Genomic DNA, 15,845 nt, shown 5'->3' with positions numbered 1-15,845 from the left:
TCATCGCAGATGGGTGTCGTCATGGAGGGCGACCCTGGCCAGCTCGATGCTCTGATCGGGCAGTCTCCACCACATCAGGCGGGGCGCGGCCGAGGTCTGGTTCTTGAGGTGGCAGCGCATCGCGACGGCCTGGTCGGCGCGTACAAGCGGGACTCCGCCGCGCTCGTCGCGGGCCCGCATGCGGTGGACCTGTCGGCCGGGGATGGCGGCGGCGAGGCCGGTGAGGACTTCGACGGTCACCTCGACGATCTTGCGTCGGTCCACGAGTTCGATGGCGTGCAGCGAGGTGAGCCAGTCCGGGCCGAGGGTGAAGGGGGCGAGCGGCTGGCTGGGGCGGTCCGGCTCGGCGATCATGCGCAGCCAGCACTGGTCGAGCTCGTAGCGGAACTGCTGTTCGGGGTCGGCGTAGATGGTGGGGGTGTCGATCTCGGCTCGCTCTTCGGCTGCTCGCAGCGCCTTGCTGAGCCGCCGTACGTCCTGACGCAGCGATGAAGTGGTGCGCTTCTCGGCCGCCAGCAGGGTGCGAAGGTGCTCGATGTCATCCGGCGCATGGCTGCTGCGGTTGCCGGGCGCGGGCGGGCGGCTGTTGCCGGACTGGGGCGTCGTGGTGCTGTAGACGAGGGTGCGCCCGAGCAGCTGGTGCTGGATCTCCCGGAGGGCCTCGTCAATGCGGCCGGGGGTGATCTTCACGAGAGGATGCCGGTGCTTGGGGTCGTCCGGAGCTGCGCCGGGACGGACGATGCGGACGGCTCCGCCCCACACGGCCAGATCAGGCATCAGCTCCCGCAAGTTGCGGGCGGCTGTGTGCGAGGTGAGAACCGCGACTTCCGCCTCAGGGTTGACCCGGTCGTACAGGCGGATCGGATCGATCAGCGGGACGCCGTCCTCGCGGCGGGGATCAGGAGACAGCACCGCCACGGGAGCTGAGCGGGACAGATCGAACAGATGGTCCATGAAGGCGGCAGTGTCCGTGTCGCCGACCTCACGTACAGGGCGAGACGTCGCCGCGGTGCTCTTTCCCGGCGCGCTCGGAGGGGGGCTTGGTACAGGCATGGGACGGCTTCCTTTCTCTGGGTCAGATGTCAGCTGGCGTAGGCGTAGAAGGCCTCGGAGGTAGAAGGGGTGAGTTCCTCCCTCGCTATGGCAAGGACCTGCTCGCGGGTGGCTCTGCGTGCCCGCCGGATCCGTTCACGCTGTTCGCGGTACTCGGCGCTGGGGGCGTCGCCCGGGTGCGGGCGCGCAGGAGGCGCGGGTGTTCCTGACGGCTGCGGGCAGGTGGGCTCTCCAGCTGCTTTCCGTGCGGCCCGGGCTTCCGCCTGCCGGGCACGTTCCTGCTGGTACTCGGCGGTGGGCGGTGCGGCACGTTCCTTGCGGAGTACCGGGGCAGCAGGTGCCTCGGGGACCGCTGGCGCAGCGTCGTGGGATGACGCGGTGGGGCGGCCGCTGCGTAGCTGCACGTCGAGTCGGCGCAGCGGGCTGGACCGGCGCTTGCCCTGGTGCGTCTGGGCCTGGAGTCGCTCGAACTTCTCGTTGACCTCGGCGATCACTTGGGCTGACAGGAGCCGGAGGTTGGCCGCCCATGAGGCGGATTCACACAGGACTCGCAGGGTGCCGGTCTCTTCGTCGAACTCTTCGGCTTTCCAGTGGGTGGCACGTGTTTCACCGAGGAGGGAGGGCCACTCCTTCTTCAGGTCCGCTCCCGCAGCTTCTCCCTCCCATTCGTTGTCCACCACAAGCTGGCTGATGATGCTGCCCAGGGGGTTGGGGTCCCGGCCGTCAGCGCCGTTGGCCCGCCGGGGAGCAGCAGCCCGCTTGCGTTTGGTCTTGACGGGGTTGTTCTTGGCATCGGCCCTGGCCCGTCGCAGAGCGATTCGCGCCAGGTCAGCGCCTGCGGCCGACTCTGTGGCTGCTTCGGTGGAAGGGGTGGTGGGGAGAGCAGCGGCGTCCGCATTCGGTGCACCGGTGAGGTCCGGTTCCAGGTGCATGGCGGGGTGTGCCGTCATGTCGTTCGTCCTCCTCGTGCTCGAGTGCGGGTCAGCAGGCGTTCTGCAGGCGCGGGTTGTTGTGGAAGCGGATGCAGGCGTCGACCAGCTGTGCGGTGTAGAGGCGGGATGCCTCGGCCACACCGAGTCCGTCGACGGCGGTGAGGACCAGGTCGGTGTCGCCGTAGTGCTTGAAGCGCCCCCAGGCGTCGGCCCTCATCTGCTGCACGAGGCTGGCATCGAGCTCGTCGATGGTGGTGGCCGCCGCGAATTCCTCGATCTCCTCGGCGTTGCCGGCGCTGTCGTTCCTCAGGGCCTGGACGGCGTTGGTGAACTCGGCGGTGGGCGGGGTGGCCTGGGCTTCGTCGGCCAGCCGCTGCGCCGTCTCCCGTTCCTGGGCGGCGTCTCGCTGGAGCTGTGCGGCGACGTAGGCGTGCGCGCGATGGGGGCGCCAGCGCGGTCCGAAGTAGTGGCTGGGGTTGATCTCGTGGAGCCAGGCGTGGACCTGCTGGAGGGATGCGCCGGCGGCGGCCTTGTCGACCAGGACCCAGGACAGCTGCTCGATGCGGGTGCGCTGAAGCCAGTTGTGGAGCGGGCGGAGTGCTCGGGCGAACCGGTCGGCTACCTGGTAAGCGGTGGCGGTGACGGGGTGGCCGAGGACGGACTTCTTCTTGGGCTGAGTGATCTTGTTCGCTCGCGCCTGGCGCGTAGTTGTTGATCTACCTCTCACGTCAGCTTTAGGGGAGTGGGTGGTGGTGCTACGGGAAGGGGGCTCACGCCGGTTCTGATCTGCTGTTTCCTGCGCGGCGGCGATGGCCTGGGCCCGGCCTTCAGGGGTGAAGCCGGTATGCCTAGCGGTGTATCCGTGGCCGGACAGGCGGTGGCCGTGGGCAGCGTCGTAAGCCGGCGGGATGGTGGCGCCGTAGACCGTGGCCGTGGCGGTGTACGGGCGGCCCGGGAGACGGAGGTTGCGGCGGCTGCCGTGTTCCAGCCAGACGAGCGCGCCGAGCTCGCGCAGGACCTTGATGTGCCGCTTCACGGTGGCGCGCGATATGCCGACGCGCCGGGCGGTGCCTTCGAGGTCGTACAGGACGATGCCCCGCTGGAAGTCCATACGGGCAGCGAGGTCGAGGGCGATGTCGACCGTCGTGGTGGCCAGTGCCTTGGGATGCGCGCCGCTGTCGATGAGCCAGGCGACGGCCCGGAGCCAGGCGCGAGGTTGGCAGCGCCGGGACCGGGTGGTGATGACGTCCTGCTCGGCAGATGGGACAGGCTCCAGCCGATGCGGCTCGGCGTGCGGCTGGTGGGACGGGCGGCGCATGAAGAGGGGCTCTCAGTGTTTTCGGGCAGCACAAAGTCAGGCGTGGCTGCCGCTCAGGTGCGGAGGAAGAAGGGGATCCGCCTCAGGGGCGGGCGCTTGCCGGCTGGAGACCGGAAGCGAGGTAGCCGGGGTCGGCGGTCAGCCGCTGTGGGCGGCGGAGGCCGACCCCGGTAACGCAACGGGCGAGGAGACCGCTCTCGGCCTGCCGCAGCTCGCGCTGTTCGGTGTCACGGTCAGAACCAAGGCAGGAGTTGTTCGGCGGTGCTGAGGACCTTCTTCGGGGTGAGGGGGTTCCGTCGCGGCCGCCGGCGCACGTTGCAGGAGCTGCGCTGCTTGCGGCGGATCGTGCGGGTGGAGCACCCGAGCTCCTCCGCCATCTCCAACTGCGTCAGCTGGCCGGCCGCGGTCATGGCGGCGACCTTCTCGGCGTCGACCTCGTCGTAGGTGCGGCGGACCATGAGGTAGATGTCCGTGTCCTCTTCCGCGAAGGGGGCCAGGCCGAGGCTGCTGCGGATCCGCTCACGGTCGGTCTCGGTGGTGCCGGCGACGATGCCCTTGACCGCATGATCGGTTACCGCGGCGAAAAGACACGACTCAAGCATCGGGCAGGCGGCGCACAGGGCGCGGGCCTGGCCGAGGGCCTCACGGAAGTCGGCTTCCTCGTCGGTGAACATGGCGAGCTGGTCCCCGTCGAGCATCTGGTCGTTGATGCCGGAGCCGGACAGGTCCTCGAGGAGTCGGAAGAGATCGGCGTGGATGATGCAGGGTGTGGTGCTCATGCGATGTCCTGGCGGGAAGCTGCGGAAGGTGCGGGGGCGACGGCGATGGTGACGCCGGGCTCCGGGAGAGCCCAGTCGTGCGTTCCCAGCGGCGCGGGATACGTCTTGTGGGGGCCGATTTCGTAGCCGACGATGCGGGAGTCCTCCGTGTAGACGCGGAAGGCCTTCTTGTCGGCAGGGGACAGTGCGTCTTGGACGGCGCGGATCAGCTTGTCGATGTCGGGCTTGGTCGCGGCGTGGACGGCTTTGGTCTTGGGTGCGCTCTTGGGCCGGGGCAGGGTGAAGACGGCCGACATGATGAGCGGGCAGTTCGCCGGCTCCCAGTCCGTGCCGCAGGTCTTTTGCGCGGCCGCGTTGATCTGGCGGCGCCACTCGCGGAGTTCACGGCTGTACTTGACGACGCCGGGGGCGGGAACTTCGACAGAGCCTTGGGTGACGGGCGTTCCGATGACCGTGAAGGTCAGTCGCCTTTCGGGGAGGTTCTGCAGACTGCCGAGGGCTGCTTCGCTGACGGCGGCCAGGCGCGGGCCGGAGGTCTTCTTCGGCTGGGGCGCGTCCGCCGACGGGGCCGGTACGAGGGTGCGGCAGTGGGGGCAGCGGGTCGTGGTGGGGCGGAGCACGGCAGGGCATGACGGACAGGGGCGGTAGCCGCGGTCGGTGATGAGGCGCTGTATGTCGATGCTGGTGCCCATCGTGCGTCCTTCTCTCGTTCGGGCCCGGTGGGGGCGGAAGCGTCTGTGCCGCGCTCCCGCCCCCACCGGGGTGGATCAGGCTGCTGTGGCAGCGGGTTCGGCCTCGGCCGTCTGGCGGGCGGCGGCGCTGGCCCGGGCGGCAGCGAGGAACGCGGCCGGGTCGGCTTCCCACTCCGCGAGCGCGGGGAGGAAGTGGGCGACCTCGATGCGGTCCAGCTCGTGGGTGCCGAAGCGGTCGGTCAGGAGCGGGAAGACGCGGTCGGGCCAGCCCGCGAGGCCGACGTCCTTGTGACCCATGAGGATCTTGAAGCGGTCGAAGGCATCGCTCTTGAGCACCGGGTGCACGACGGGGATACCGTCCGGGCCCACGGCGCGGTCGGTCTCGGCAACGCGGGCCACCGTGTCCATCAGCGGACCGACGGTGGCGATGACCTTGCTCGCCCACGCGTTGCGGGCGAGGACCGCCTCAGCGCTGATCGGATCGGTCATCTCGGCGGTGTAGGCGAGTGCGGGCTGGTGGCTGACGACGAAGTCGATCCACGCACGGGCTTCGTGGTGGGAGCGGTCGGACCGGATGGCGCTGCCGTCGGTCTTGCGGTAGACGCCGAGCTGGATCCGGTCGGCCATCCCCAGGATCAGTTCGGCGAGGGTACCGACCACGGCCGGATCGGTGTCAGGGTCGACGCCCGCCGAAGTGATCATCTGGTGCGCCTGCGCGTACGTCTCCCGGATGGCGGTGGCCAGGTAGGAGCCGTGGTTGAACCGGCCGTCGGTGTTCCAGTCCTCCCACGGCTTGGCCTCGGCGGCGTGGGCAGCCCGCTGCGCCGGGCGGCCCGGGCGCGCGCTGGTGGCCGGGGCGGTGCTGGAGGAGCCGAAGAACTTCTTCAGCTCGTTCCGTATCTGCTGGCTCACGTCGACGTTGCCGGACGAGGCGTTGGCGGCGGGGATGATCGCGCCCTGGAAGACGGCGTACCCGTCGGGGGCGAGGCTGCCGTCGCGGTTCTCCCGCAGCGACTCCCACTCCTCGGGGTCGGAGACCAGCTCGTCGGTGAACTCACCGTTGACCGCGACCACGAGGTTGCGGCAGTTGCGGTTGGTGATCTCCGCGTTCGCCCGGGTCGAGTCGCCGACGATGCCGCGCAGCTCGTGAATGGGCGTGAGCGGGCTGATCAGCTCACCGCTGTCGTTCTGCTTGTACCGGCGGGTCGTCTCGATGGCAACGGTGACCGGCAGGTCGTTCTTGAACGCCTCAGCCAGCAGTTCCGCTGCCTTGGAGTCGGCCTGGACCGACCCGTGGAAGTCGTGCTCCAGCCCGACGGACTCGGCGTCGAAGGTCACGCGGCCGGTGCGGAAGGGGCCGTCGTCGGTCGCCTTCGTCTTCACCTTGTACGCGCTGACCTTCACACCCACGTGCTCCCGCACGTACACGCTCGGACGGGCGCGGACGGTCTGGCCGTCAGGCCCGGCGGCAGCGCGCGCCTTCTTCTCGAACGCGATGAACGGACGGCCCTTGGCCGGCGGCTCGTACGCCATGGGGTGACTCCCTCTGTAGTGGATCAACGGGCTCAGATTCCGGCCAGCCGGGCCGTACAGCGAGCTCTCGCGAAAATCCGTCGGACGGTCGGCAGCGGGCTTGCGGTGCCGCTCGTCCGCGCTGGTCAGAGGAGGTCAGAGGGGGAAGAAGTGTGGAGATTCGTGTCAGGGATCCGGTATCCCGGGCCACACGGGGCAGCAGCGACTACAGGTGGCGTCAGCGCAGTGCCCGCACTCATCTCGACGGGGGCGCCCGAAGCAGCATGAAGCCGATTTCGGTAGGGCGACTGTGAGCGAGGGCGTTTTGATGCAACACTCATCCGGATCTCCGTTCGGGGACTACAACCGGATCCGGTCACTCAGGTTCCTAGGCCAGAGCGTGACCGGGTCCGGTAGGCCCGTCCTCTGCAGGACAGGTAGTTCAGGCGTGGACTAGGTACGGCATAAGATCGCCTTGTGAGGCAGAGCTCTCACCACCAGGCCCGATACGGAAACGTACGCTAGATGCGTGGATCGATCAAGCCAGTTGTGGTTAGGGTTCTCGCCATCACCCCCAGGTTCCAGACCGCCGAGTCGCAGGAGTTCATGTGCCACGTCAGTTCGACGGCAGCCGAGTGCGGGTTGTCCGACGAGGCAAAGAGCTCAGCCAGAAGGAGCTGGGCGCGACGGTAGGCGTCAAGGGTCCGACAGTTGCGCGGTGGGAGAGCGGCGAGGAGTTCCCCAAGGGCGACAAGCTCCCCGCGATCGCCGCGGCACTTGGTCAGGACCTCGACACCTTGTTCCCTCACGACGGGCCTGTGGACCTGCAACTCCTCCGCTGTGACGCCGGCCTCAGCGTGGCCCAGGCAGCAGAGATCATCAACGCCAGCCGTGTACCCATCGCCAACGCGGAGTCCGGTCGGCGCCGGCTGCAGGATGCCTACGTTCGGCCCCTCGCACGCGCCTACGGCGTGAGGGAGGAGGAACTGCTCGCGGCGCAGGACGTGTCTTTCGGCGTGCGCGGGGCCCAGCGGCCGCAAGAGGCACAGCCATCCGCGCCTCGCACCGTCGGGGAGAAGATCAACTATCTCCTCGAGCACGGGTACGTCGGCCAGGCGCCTCCGTCCGACGAGCAGATCGCCCGAGCCGTCAACGAGCACACTGGCGTCACGAGCGTGACGGCCCCCGACATTGCCGCGCTGCGTGCGGGCACTACGACGGAAGCCTCGGAAGCCGTACGCGCCGGACTGGCTCATGCTCTCCAGGTCGACGCCGCCCTCTTCCAGGACGATGCAGAGCTGAGCCCCGCGGCTGGCGAGTTCCTCGAAGCCGTTCGCTTCCTTGGATCGATCCACCGTGGTCAGATCCTCGGCCTGGCCGCCCGCGGCAATCACTCAGGGCTGTCGGCCGGCATGATGGCGAAGATCAACGAGCTCGTCGGAGAGCTGAAGCACAAGCTGCCGGACATCAAGGACAAGGGGTAGCACCCGGCGACGGATGCAGGCGCGACGGCTCCACCGATCACTCGTGGACGCGTACGTCGACGCATCAGGCTGTGTCGGCCCCGGCGGCGTCGCTGACACATCCTCGGACGGACCTCGCCTTGGAGAAGCACACCAGGGAGTGGCCGATCCCCGCCTCACTGAGCTTCCCGGCCGTAGACACCTGCCAGCGGCAGCGCACCAGACAGCCTGAGTCGGGAACGGGTGGAGCTGTTCGTAGGCCGCCGTCGTTCGATGTGCGCGAACGGACTGCATGCAGCAGTTGCCCCGGGTCCATTACCCAGCTGGCCCGTGTCTCCTTACCAGGAGGAGACACGGGCCAGCCGGGCAACGATTGCGCCCTGGAGGAGCGGGCGACGCAGAAGACTACGCAGATGCGGTGAGGTCCACGCCGAGCAGATTCGAGAGCTGGGCGACAGTCTGCTTGGGGTCTTCGTTGACGACACCAGCGAAGCCGAGCTGCTCTGCCGCCTGGACGTACTTCTCGGTGTCGTCGACGAAGACGCACTGCTCGGCCGGCAGCTCCATGAGCTTGAGCGTGGCCTCGAAGAGCGCCGCGTCAGGCTTGCGCATCTGGTGGTGCTCGGAGATGACCACCACGTCGTAGAGCTTGTCGAGGTCGTAGCCGTCGTACAGATCCCAGGGGGCGAGGCCGACCGAGTTGGACAGGATCCCCACCTTGATGCCGGCTCGCCGGGCCGCGGCCGCCGCGTTGATCATCAGCGGCTCAGGCTTCAGGCCGCCGAAGATGCGGCCCATGAGGTTGTCGGCGGGTACGCCCAGCTTCTTGGCTGCGAACTCGTTCCACTCGGTCTGGCTGACCGCTCCGCGCTCAAGGTCACTGGTGATCCGGACACCCTCTTCGTCCAGGTACAGGGCGTTGATGCAGGCTCCCTTGGGGAGGCCTTCGCGCTGCTCGAAGGCGAGCACCACGGGGTACAGGGGGGTGGTGAGCACGCCTCCGAAGTCGAGGACGAGGCCGGTGCGGTGAGACATGCAGGAGCTCCATTACTGAGAATTTGCAAGCTGTCCGTACTGAACAGCGGCCCCGGCTGACGCGTGGCGGCGACAGTGCCTGCGCTTCGCGTGCCGGAGACGGGCGTGCTTATGGGGTGGAGTCGAGGCCACCCTTAGTCTGGCCCAAGATACCAGCCGTCATTCTGCGGCTCGGGCGGTCCTGCCCGCACCGTATGAGTCGACTGTGCACCTCGGGCACATTCACACTGGTTATTTCCTCCATTTCCTTGCATTGATTATCGGCCAGCCGGAAAGTTCCTGTACTGAGGCACTGGCGCATCAAGCGTCTATCTCTTCAGATTGCCGAAGAATGTCCTGAGCCTCAGCTGGGGAGATGTGGGAATATTTGTTACTCACCCGAATCAGCCAAGCCGCTTCACTGTTCGTGTCGACGAAAGGTTTCTCCCGCAACGGTGCACTCGGGTACTGGCTGGGCTTGGTCGAGGCGGCGGCCTGGAGCGCAGCCGCGATCCAATAGGCCTCGGCGGCCGGCTCGGGATCAGGGTGCGATTCGGTCGCGTCCTCCGCAGCCCACAGCAGGCCCTCGGGAGCGTAGTACCTCAGCCTCTCGCTGGCATCAGCGATGTCCTGGGTCCATCGGTCAAGGCGCACGTCGTTGGGCACACGCGTGTGCGTCAGCTCTGCGAAGCGCGACTTCGGCGGGTAGAGACTGGTCCCCGGGAATGCCTTCACCAGGTCGTACCAGAGCGGGTGAAGGTAGTAGAGAGTCTTCAGCATCTTCCAGCGCGCGGTGGCTGCACTTGTCGTGGGGATGCTCGCGCCTACCGCCACAATCAGGAACAGCAGGTTCATCCACATTGCCGTGAGATCGATTAGCGTCTCCATGACGGAGTCGCTCAGCGGAAAAAGTACCGCCGTCCACACAATGACGATTCGGGCCGCCGTGTGGGCGAGCCCCATCCACATCGAAATTCCCATGAGCCGGAGCCCGATGCGCATGCTCGTCGTCTCGGCTTGCCGTGCCCCGCGCGACCATTGGTATCCGCAGACAGCGGTGGTGACGAGCGGGAAGAAGTAGAACACGGTCATATACGTTGCGGCGCCCCATTCCCCGGCGTGATCGCTGAGGAAGTCGTCGCTTTGTCTGGGGCGGTCCACCACGGTGAAGAACAAAACAGTGAGCAGCGTTACGCCGACGGCGCCTGCTCTGTAGGACGCGCGGGCGATCCAGCGGGAGACTGCGACGTGCCGGGGCACCACCTTCTCGGTGCTCTTGCCGTAGCTGGTCGCAACGTAGGTCAGGGACGCGATGATGGCGGCGGTGCTGGCGAAGTGCCGCATCAGTGCGCTGATGTCGACCACGGGAATGCGGTCCACCGCGAGCATCACGGCCGGCGTGTAGAGCCACAGTGCCACGGCGAATCCGGCGTAGCCGCCCCAGAGGGCCCGGCGGTGGGCGTCCCCGTAGCGGACAGCCGGGAATCGCCACACGGCGATGAGGGTCATCACCCCTGCGGTTAGGTAGCGGAAGGAGTCGAGTACGCCGTCGCTCATCCTCGGCGACCGCCTCGACGCGGGGGAGCCACGGGGTGAGACAGCGAGGACTCCAGGAGGCTGACCATGTCGTCCCCGGCGAACTTCACGCTGCGCGCGAACCGCTTGATCAGAGATGCCGACATCTCGGCCTGTTGCTCCTCGGGGCTGTCGTAGTTGACGCGCCCTTGAACGAGAGCTGAGGGGAAGCGTCGAAGGACTTCCTCCTGGATGTGCACAGGGACGTATCGCTCGATCTCGTCAGGGGTCAAGGTGGACCCGTGGTCCAACCACTCGTGCGCAAGTTCGTGAAGGATGATGTGTTCGGTTTGGTTGCGGCTGGACCGGCGCCGGTAGAGCACGATCGTGAACTCCGGCGTCTTGATCCGAAGCCCGCAGGCCGTGCCCATACCTCCGTCAGGATCATCGAAGGGCACCAGCTGGATCCGGCGCTCCAGTACCTGCTCCATGTTCTTCACCAGCGCTTCGACACTGAACGGCGTCGGGACCGGCAGATCGGCGAGCAGCCTCTCGCACTCCTTGATGAGATCGCCCTGCGCGGGATCCCTGCGCCACCGCAGGAGGGCCCGCAGGAGGTACCGGCGATGTCCGCTGTTCGATACCTCGCGCAGCCTGAAGCGTCCCGCGCCTCGCCGTGCGCCTGACCGCCGCCGATCCCACCCCGTCATCGCGTTCGTCCTCCTTGCCCCGCGCCCCGGATGCCGGATGCGTTCCCCCGAGGTCACTCTCCGGCTCAACCACAGGCAAACACATGTTCTATTTTTGTGTCGAGTCGCTTGTTCGCACCCCGTTGCTGACGACGGGCGCCTCGTTGCCCCCTTCATCGGGGTGGGGTGATGGAGAGCGGTGACCTTGCGCAACGAGCGGGTCTGTGTGGAGCCCGCAGTCGGCGAACCTTGCGCTCTGGCTTCCTTCGCGATGCGTCGTGGGCCATGTCTGCCGACCGGCTGGAGCCGTCGTTGCGCGACATTCCGCTACTTCCCCCTTGATATCGAGACGGGTCTCGAACGCTGCGACACCATCGTGGCGTCGGCGGGTCGGCCAGGCCCTCCCGGGCCGACCCCGGCGGGACGCAGGTCAATCCGGCACGCCCTTGCCTGCCGCGGTGGACACCTGCGGCGGCCATGCCGATGAGCCCCGTCTCCCACCGACACGGCAACCGCCGCCAGCCGGATCGTTGGCGCACGCAAATGTGAGCTGTTTCCGACTGGCGGCGGCAGCTCAATTCGCCCTGCAGATTGGAGGGTTGGCTACGCGATGCCCATCCACGTCGGCGGGCAGCGCACGAAAGGGCTCTGCGTCACGGTACGCGGCGTAAGACCCCCACAGCGCCAGCTCCTCGATCCATCCCAGTTGATCTGGCCGGTATGAACGTATGCGTATGTCCGTGGCATAGTCAACTGAGATGGATCGCCCTCGAAGCCGAGAAGGACTGCATGACACCCGCGAACCCACGGCCTCAGCCCGAAGAGCCGAGCCCGGCGAATGACCCTTGTGACGCAGGTCTCTCGCTAGCCGCCAAGCTGAACCGGCTCTTCGAAGTCGTCCACCCGAAGGGCCGTGGTCCTTACACCAATGACGAGGTCGCCGAAGCTCTCAAAGAGCAGGGCGGCTCCACGATATCCGGAACCTACCTTTGGCAGCTGCGCACCGGCCGGCGCGACAATCCGACGCGGCGTCACTATGAGGCCATCGCGGCCTTCTTCAAGGTGCCTCCGGCGTATTTTTTTGACGATGACCTCGCGCGCCGATACGGCGAACAGTTGAAGCGTCTACAAAAACTGCAGCAGGCCGGTGTGGAGCGCGTCGCCCTGCGCGCCGTCGGTCTGTCGCCGAAGAGCATGGACACGCTGATGGCCATGATCGACAGGGTGCGAGAACTTGAGGGGCTGCCCGATGAGCCCGATGAGACGACTCTCTAGTGTGTCTGACCGGCACCTATCGTCAGCCCGGGAGGATCCGTTGATTCAGGAACACAGGCGAGCCAGCGAGGGCTTCGTCCGGGGCCTCCATCTCCCACCCGTCGACAGCATCCGCGACCTGGTGCCCGAGATCGAGCGGCGCACCGGGCGCAAGGTCGAACTTCAGCCTGCCGAGCTGGACTGGTCCGCGCCGTGCGGCATGTGGGTCGCCATGAAGGGCCGACACATCGTGTTCTTCGATCCGCGGACTACGTTGGCGCACCAGGACCACATCATCGCTCACGAATTCGCTCACATGCTGAGGAAGCACAAAGGCGGCGCGACCATTGGTGGCGAGACTGTCGGTGGGCTTCTTCCGGATCTTGATCCCGATCTGATTCAAATGGTGCTCGGTCGAACTCAGTATGACGAGAAAGACGAGATGGAAGCCGAACTCGATGGCTCCTATCTCCAAGCCCACGTTCACGCATCCCAGTACCGCGTCATTTCGCAGCGCGGAAGTTCGGAAGTGGACCGCCGAGTTGAGCGCACATTCTTGCGCGGAAGAAAGTAAGGCCCCGTGAAGGACATACTTCACCCCATCTGCTTGATAATCGCAGGTTTGGGGTTTCTTCTCCTGCTCCGGGACCTCAAGAAGAACAGCCGAGATGCCGCTCTCATCCTCCTAAGTCTGGTCTACCTGTCATCCGCCCTGAGCTTTGCCATATCCATCACCCCTATCTGGATACGCATCGACAGCACCCTCGGAGTCACGAACATTGCTGTCCCGCTCGCGCAAAGCTGCGTGATCCTGGTCCTGGTGTTCCAGACCAGCGTGCTGGCTCACTGGGCGCTGCCGGCCCAGGAGGCACATCGGCGGACACGGCTCTTTGGGCTCGCCGGGCTCGCGGTCATCGTGGGCATGTTCGTGCTGTTCGCCTTCCTGACGCCAGCCGTCCAGCGAACCTCCGACTTCGCCACCTACTACGTCCACGACCCTGCCTACAAGGCCTACCTCGCGCTCTACATGGCGGCGTACACCGCCGCCGAGATCTACCTCGGGGTCGTCTGCTGGCGGCACGCGCGCCACGCCGGCAACGTCTGGGTCGTCCGCGGCCTGCGGACAATCACCATCGGCGCGGTCGTGATCATGGGCTACTGCGCCATCCGGATCGGGGGAATCCTCGGGGACTCGTTCGGCTTCAGCGTCGCCCGATTCAAGGACATCGCCTGGTTCTGCGGAGATGTCGGCGCCCTGCTCACCTTGATCGGATATTTCCTCCCCACCCTGATGGAACGGGTCGAGGGTGTTCGAAGCTGGACGCGCAGCCATTACGCCTTGTGGCGCCTGGAACCGCTCTGGCGGGCGCTCCATGCAGTCGCGCCCACGATCGCCCTGATGCCCCCTCCGTCACAGTTGCAGGAGCTTGTGCGCTTCCGATCGGTGGGCTTCCTGCTGTACCGGCGAGTAACTGAGATTCGTGACGGAATGATTGAACTTCGGCCATACCTGGACCCGCAAGTTCGAGCCGTAGCCGAAACGCGACTTGCAGGGCAGGGCCTCCAAGATCCGGACCTTGCGGCCGCGGTGACTGCAGAGCAAATCAGCCAGGCTATTTCCAGCCTCACGCGTGGTCAGGACTTCACCGAGCCGGCCGAGTACGCCGATGCCCGCCTTTCGATTGCCACGACACAAGAGGACATGCAGGCCCAACTGCGCATCGCCGCACACTTCACTCCGCCCGCCGAATCAACTCCGACAGCACAGCACCCGGCACGCTCCGACAGCCGGGCGGGAGACGAACAGTGATCAGACGCACCTTCCTGGCGGCCACCGCAGCAGCCGCGGCCGTGAACACCTCGGTGGCCAGCGCCGCCCAAGTAGGCACTTCATCCCGCCCCTCGGCCAAGGACAATCGAAGGACCGCTCCCATGACCACCGCTCCCCACCTGCGCCCCGCCCACGAGCAGGTGGCAGCCCTCGCAAGCCGAAAGATCTCCAGCCGACAGCTCCTGGAGCTGCAGCTGAAGCACATCGAAGCGGCCAACCCAGGGGTCAACGCGATCGTCACCTTGGATGTCGAGCGGGCGAGGAAGGAAGCCGACAGCGCCGACCGGCACATCGCGCGTACGGGCAAACCGCTCGGACCCTTGCACGGCCTTCCCCTCACGGTGAAGGACGCCCTCGAAACCGCCGACATGCGGACCACATGCGGCACACCCGACCTGAAGGACCACGTTCCCGACCAGGACGCGGACGCCGTCGCCCGGCTTCGTGAAGCGGGCGCGATCATCATTGGGAAGACCAACACCCCGGCGTACTGCCAGGACATCCAGACCTCCAACGCCCTCTTCGGCACCACCAAGAACCCGCACGCTCCCGGCCGGACCGCAGGCGGTTCTTCAGGCGGCCCGGCGGCCGCCGTCGCCGCAGGCCTCACGAGCGCTGAGGTTGGCAGCGATCTCGCCGGGTCGCTCCGGCTCCCCGCGGCCTACTGCGGTGTCTACACCCTGCGCCCGAGCTACGGGCTGATCTCCACCCGCGGCCACATTCCGCGGCTGCCCGGCTGGCTCACTTCGAGTGACATGACCACGCTCGGTCCGCTCGCGCGGACGCCGGCCGACCTCGCTCTCCTCCTGGACGTCCTTGTCGGGCCGGCACCGGCAGACGCCCCGGCCTGGCGGGTAGAGCTGCCCGGCCCCCGTTTGTCCCGGCTGCGGGACTACCGGGTCGGCATCTGGGCCGACGACGACTACTGCCGTGTCGATGCGGCCACCCGGGACCTGATGAACACCGTGACGGGACTCGTACGCTCCTCCGGGGCGCAGGTCGACGTCACCACGCGGCCCGTCAGCATGCCGGAGTCCGACCGGGCCTTCACGAACCTGATGTACGCCACGTCGACCGCCACCACCCCGGACGTCGTGTTCCAGGGCGAGGTGGACCAGGCGGACAAGCTCGCCCCCGGTGACACCTCTCCCGGAGCCTTCTACCTGCGGGCACGCACGCAGCGCCATCGCGACTGGCTGATCGCCAACGAGGCCCGCGAGAAGCTGCGCCAGCGCTGGGCTCAGTACTTCACCCAGCACGACATCCTGATCACGCCGGCCACACCGACAGCGGCTGTCGAAGACCAAACGTCCATCCCGGTGCAGCAGCGGTCCATCACCGTCGACGGAGCGAAGCGCAGCTACTACGACCAGACGACCTGGCTGAACCTGACCAGCCAGGTACGCCTCCCGTCAGCGATCGTCCCCGCCGGACGGACGACCGACGGGGTGCCACTGAGCATTCAGATTGTCGGGCCGTACCTCGCCGACCGCACGGTCATTGCTGTGGCAGCACACCTGGCACAGCTGCTGCCGAAGCCCTTGAGCCCAGCTGAACTGCGAGTGCGATAGAGCTAAGCGCAGGCCCCCTCAGCCAAGGCCTGGTCCGTACATTCCCCCGTGTGCGCCCTGCGCACACGGCCTCGCCTGAGTGTTGCCGCCCGGGGCTACCGCTAGCACAGATGCGGGCGATGCCGCGGCCTCGGTCATCACCACAGGTCCAGTGCTTCCAGGGCCTGCGCGACCGTGGGCAGCGGCGTAGTGGGCATGGTGGTGAGGAGACTGTCGGGGATG

At 67.0% G+C, this 15,845-nt stretch carries 14 protein-coding genes; 4 read left to right on the top strand and 10 right to left on the bottom strand.

Annotated features, from left to right (window positions below):
* The 6 genes from ACWD3O_RS09030 to ACWD3O_RS09005 form a co-directional block, all read right to left on the bottom strand.
* On the bottom strand, positions 1 to 954 hold the full coding sequence (locus ACWD3O_RS09030; protein ID WP_451415360.1) for a hypothetical protein: 954 nt from the start codon (positions 952 to 954) through the stop codon (positions 1 to 3).
* Between the two features lie 128 nt (positions 955 to 1,082).
* Entirely contained in the window at positions 1,083 to 2,003 is a 921-nt protein-coding gene (locus tag ACWD3O_RS09025; protein WP_451415359.1) for a DciA family protein, read from the bottom strand.
* A gap of 31 nt (positions 2,004 to 2,034) precedes the next feature.
* On the bottom strand, positions 2,035 to 3,303 hold the full coding sequence (locus tag ACWD3O_RS09020) for a hypothetical protein (RefSeq protein WP_451415358.1): 1,269 nt from the start codon (positions 3,301 to 3,303) through the stop codon (positions 2,035 to 2,037).
* Positions 3,304 to 3,536: 233 nt separating this feature from the next.
* Positions 3,537 to 4,082 carry a WhiB family transcriptional regulator gene (locus tag ACWD3O_RS09015; RefSeq protein ID WP_451415357.1) on the bottom strand — a complete coding sequence of 182 codons (546 nt, stop codon included), beginning with the start codon at positions 4,080 to 4,082 and terminating at the stop codon, positions 3,537 to 3,539.
* Positions 4,079 to 4,774: a RusA family crossover junction endodeoxyribonuclease gene (locus ACWD3O_RS09010; RefSeq protein WP_451415356.1), complete on the bottom strand. Its 696-nt coding sequence runs from the start codon at positions 4,772 to 4,774 to the stop codon at positions 4,079 to 4,081. The genes ACWD3O_RS09015 and ACWD3O_RS09010 overlap by 4 nt, the downstream gene beginning before the upstream one ends.
* A 75-nt stretch (positions 4,775 to 4,849) precedes the next feature.
* The gene (locus tag ACWD3O_RS09005) at positions 4,850 to 6,307 is read right to left on the bottom strand and encodes a hypothetical protein (RefSeq protein WP_451415355.1); all 1,458 of its coding nucleotides are present in this window, start codon (positions 6,305 to 6,307) and stop codon (positions 4,850 to 4,852) included.
* Positions 6,308 to 6,894: 587 nt separating this feature from the next.
* Between ACWD3O_RS09005 and ACWD3O_RS09000 the strand changes: the two genes are divergently transcribed.
* A complete protein-coding gene (locus ACWD3O_RS09000) occupies positions 6,895 to 7,770 on the top strand; it encodes a helix-turn-helix domain-containing protein (RefSeq protein ID WP_451415354.1) in 876 nt (291 codons plus the stop codon).
* 384 nt (positions 7,771 to 8,154) lie between these two features.
* Here ACWD3O_RS09000 and ACWD3O_RS08995 read toward each other — a convergent pair whose 3' ends face one another.
* The 3 genes from ACWD3O_RS08995 to ACWD3O_RS08985 form a co-directional block, all read right to left on the bottom strand.
* The gene (locus ACWD3O_RS08995) at positions 8,155 to 8,784 is read right to left on the bottom strand and encodes an HAD-IA family hydrolase (protein WP_451415353.1); all 630 of its coding nucleotides are present in this window, start codon (positions 8,782 to 8,784) and stop codon (positions 8,155 to 8,157) included.
* Positions 8,785 to 9,084: 300 nt separating this feature from the next.
* Positions 9,085 to 10,320, bottom strand: coding sequence for an MAB_1171c family putative transporter (locus ACWD3O_RS08990; RefSeq protein ID WP_451415352.1), 1,236 nt, complete (start codon positions 10,318 to 10,320; stop codon positions 9,085 to 9,087).
* A complete protein-coding gene (locus tag ACWD3O_RS08985; RefSeq protein WP_451415351.1) occupies positions 10,317 to 10,988 on the bottom strand; it encodes a hypothetical protein in 672 nt (223 codons plus the stop codon). Before ACWD3O_RS08985 ends, ACWD3O_RS08990 begins: the two co-directional genes overlap by 4 nt.
* Before the next feature lie 768 nt (positions 10,989 to 11,756).
* Between ACWD3O_RS08985 and ACWD3O_RS08980 the strand changes: the two genes are divergently transcribed.
* Positions 11,757 to 12,242 (top strand): hypothetical protein, encoded by a 486-nt coding sequence (locus tag ACWD3O_RS08980; RefSeq protein WP_451415350.1) that lies wholly within the window; start codon positions 11,757 to 11,759, stop codon positions 12,240 to 12,242.
* A gap of 22 nt (positions 12,243 to 12,264) precedes the next feature.
* Here the strand turns inward: ACWD3O_RS08980 and ACWD3O_RS08975 are convergent, their stop codons facing one another.
* Positions 12,265 to 12,708: a hypothetical protein gene (locus ACWD3O_RS08975; RefSeq protein ID WP_451415349.1), complete on the bottom strand. Its 444-nt coding sequence runs from the start codon at positions 12,706 to 12,708 to the stop codon at positions 12,265 to 12,267.
* Positions 12,709 to 12,801: 93 nt separating this feature from the next.
* Here ACWD3O_RS08975 and ACWD3O_RS08970 point away from each other — a divergent pair, with 93 nt between their 5' ends.
* Together ACWD3O_RS08970 and ACWD3O_RS08965 are read left to right on the top strand one after the other, a co-directional pair.
* Positions 12,802 to 14,031, top strand: coding sequence for an MAB_1171c family putative transporter (locus ACWD3O_RS08970; RefSeq protein ID WP_451415348.1), 1,230 nt, complete (start codon positions 12,802 to 12,804; stop codon positions 14,029 to 14,031).
* Between the two features lie 122 nt (positions 14,032 to 14,153).
* Positions 14,154 to 15,623: an amidase gene (locus ACWD3O_RS08965; protein WP_451415347.1), complete on the top strand. Its 1,470-nt coding sequence runs from the start codon at positions 14,154 to 14,156 to the stop codon at positions 15,621 to 15,623.
* The last annotated feature ends 222 nt before the right edge of the window (positions 15,624 to 15,845 follow it).

This window comes from Streptomyces sp. NPDC002640, from assembly GCF_053592575.1.
This window is presented reverse-complemented; position numbering and strand designations above follow the sequence as displayed.

What these genes read in the sequence shown, in the direction of transcription:
- ACWD3O_RS09030 (WP_451415360.1), bottom strand. Translation starts at nt 954, where the DNA reads ATGGACCATCTGTTCGATCTGTCCCGCTCAGCTCCCGTGGCGGTGCTG.
- ACWD3O_RS09025 (WP_451415359.1), bottom strand. Translation starts at nt 2,003, where the DNA reads ATGACGGCACACCCCGCCATGCACCTGGAACCGGACCTCACCGGTGCA.
- ACWD3O_RS09020 (WP_451415358.1), bottom strand. Translation starts at nt 3,303, where the DNA reads ATGCGCCGCCCGTCCCACCAGCCGCACGCCGAGCCGCATCGGCTGGAG.
- ACWD3O_RS09015 (WP_451415357.1), bottom strand. Translation starts at nt 4,082, where the DNA reads ATGAGCACCACACCCTGCATCATCCACGCCGATCTCTTCCGACTCCTC.
- ACWD3O_RS09010 (WP_451415356.1), bottom strand. Translation starts at nt 4,774, where the DNA reads ATGGGCACCAGCATCGACATACAGCGCCTCATCACCGACCGCGGCTAC.
- ACWD3O_RS09005 (WP_451415355.1), bottom strand. Translation starts at nt 6,307, where the DNA reads ATGGCGTACGAGCCGCCGGCCAAGGGCCGTCCGTTCATCGCGTTCGAG.
- ACWD3O_RS08995 (WP_451415353.1), bottom strand. Translation starts at nt 8,784, where the DNA reads ATGTCTCACCGCACCGGCCTCGTCCTCGACTTCGGAGGCGTGCTCACC.
- ACWD3O_RS08990 (WP_451415352.1), bottom strand. Translation starts at nt 10,320, where the DNA reads ATGAGCGACGGCGTACTCGACTCCTTCCGCTACCTAACCGCAGGGGTG.
- ACWD3O_RS08985 (WP_451415351.1), bottom strand. Translation starts at nt 10,988, where the DNA reads ATGACGGGGTGGGATCGGCGGCGGTCAGGCGCACGGCGAGGCGCGGGA.
- ACWD3O_RS08980 (WP_451415350.1), top strand. Translation starts at nt 11,757, where the DNA reads ATGACACCCGCGAACCCACGGCCTCAGCCCGAAGAGCCGAGCCCGGCG.
- ACWD3O_RS08965 (WP_451415347.1), top strand. Translation starts at nt 14,154, where the DNA reads ATGACCACCGCTCCCCACCTGCGCCCCGCCCACGAGCAGGTGGCAGCC.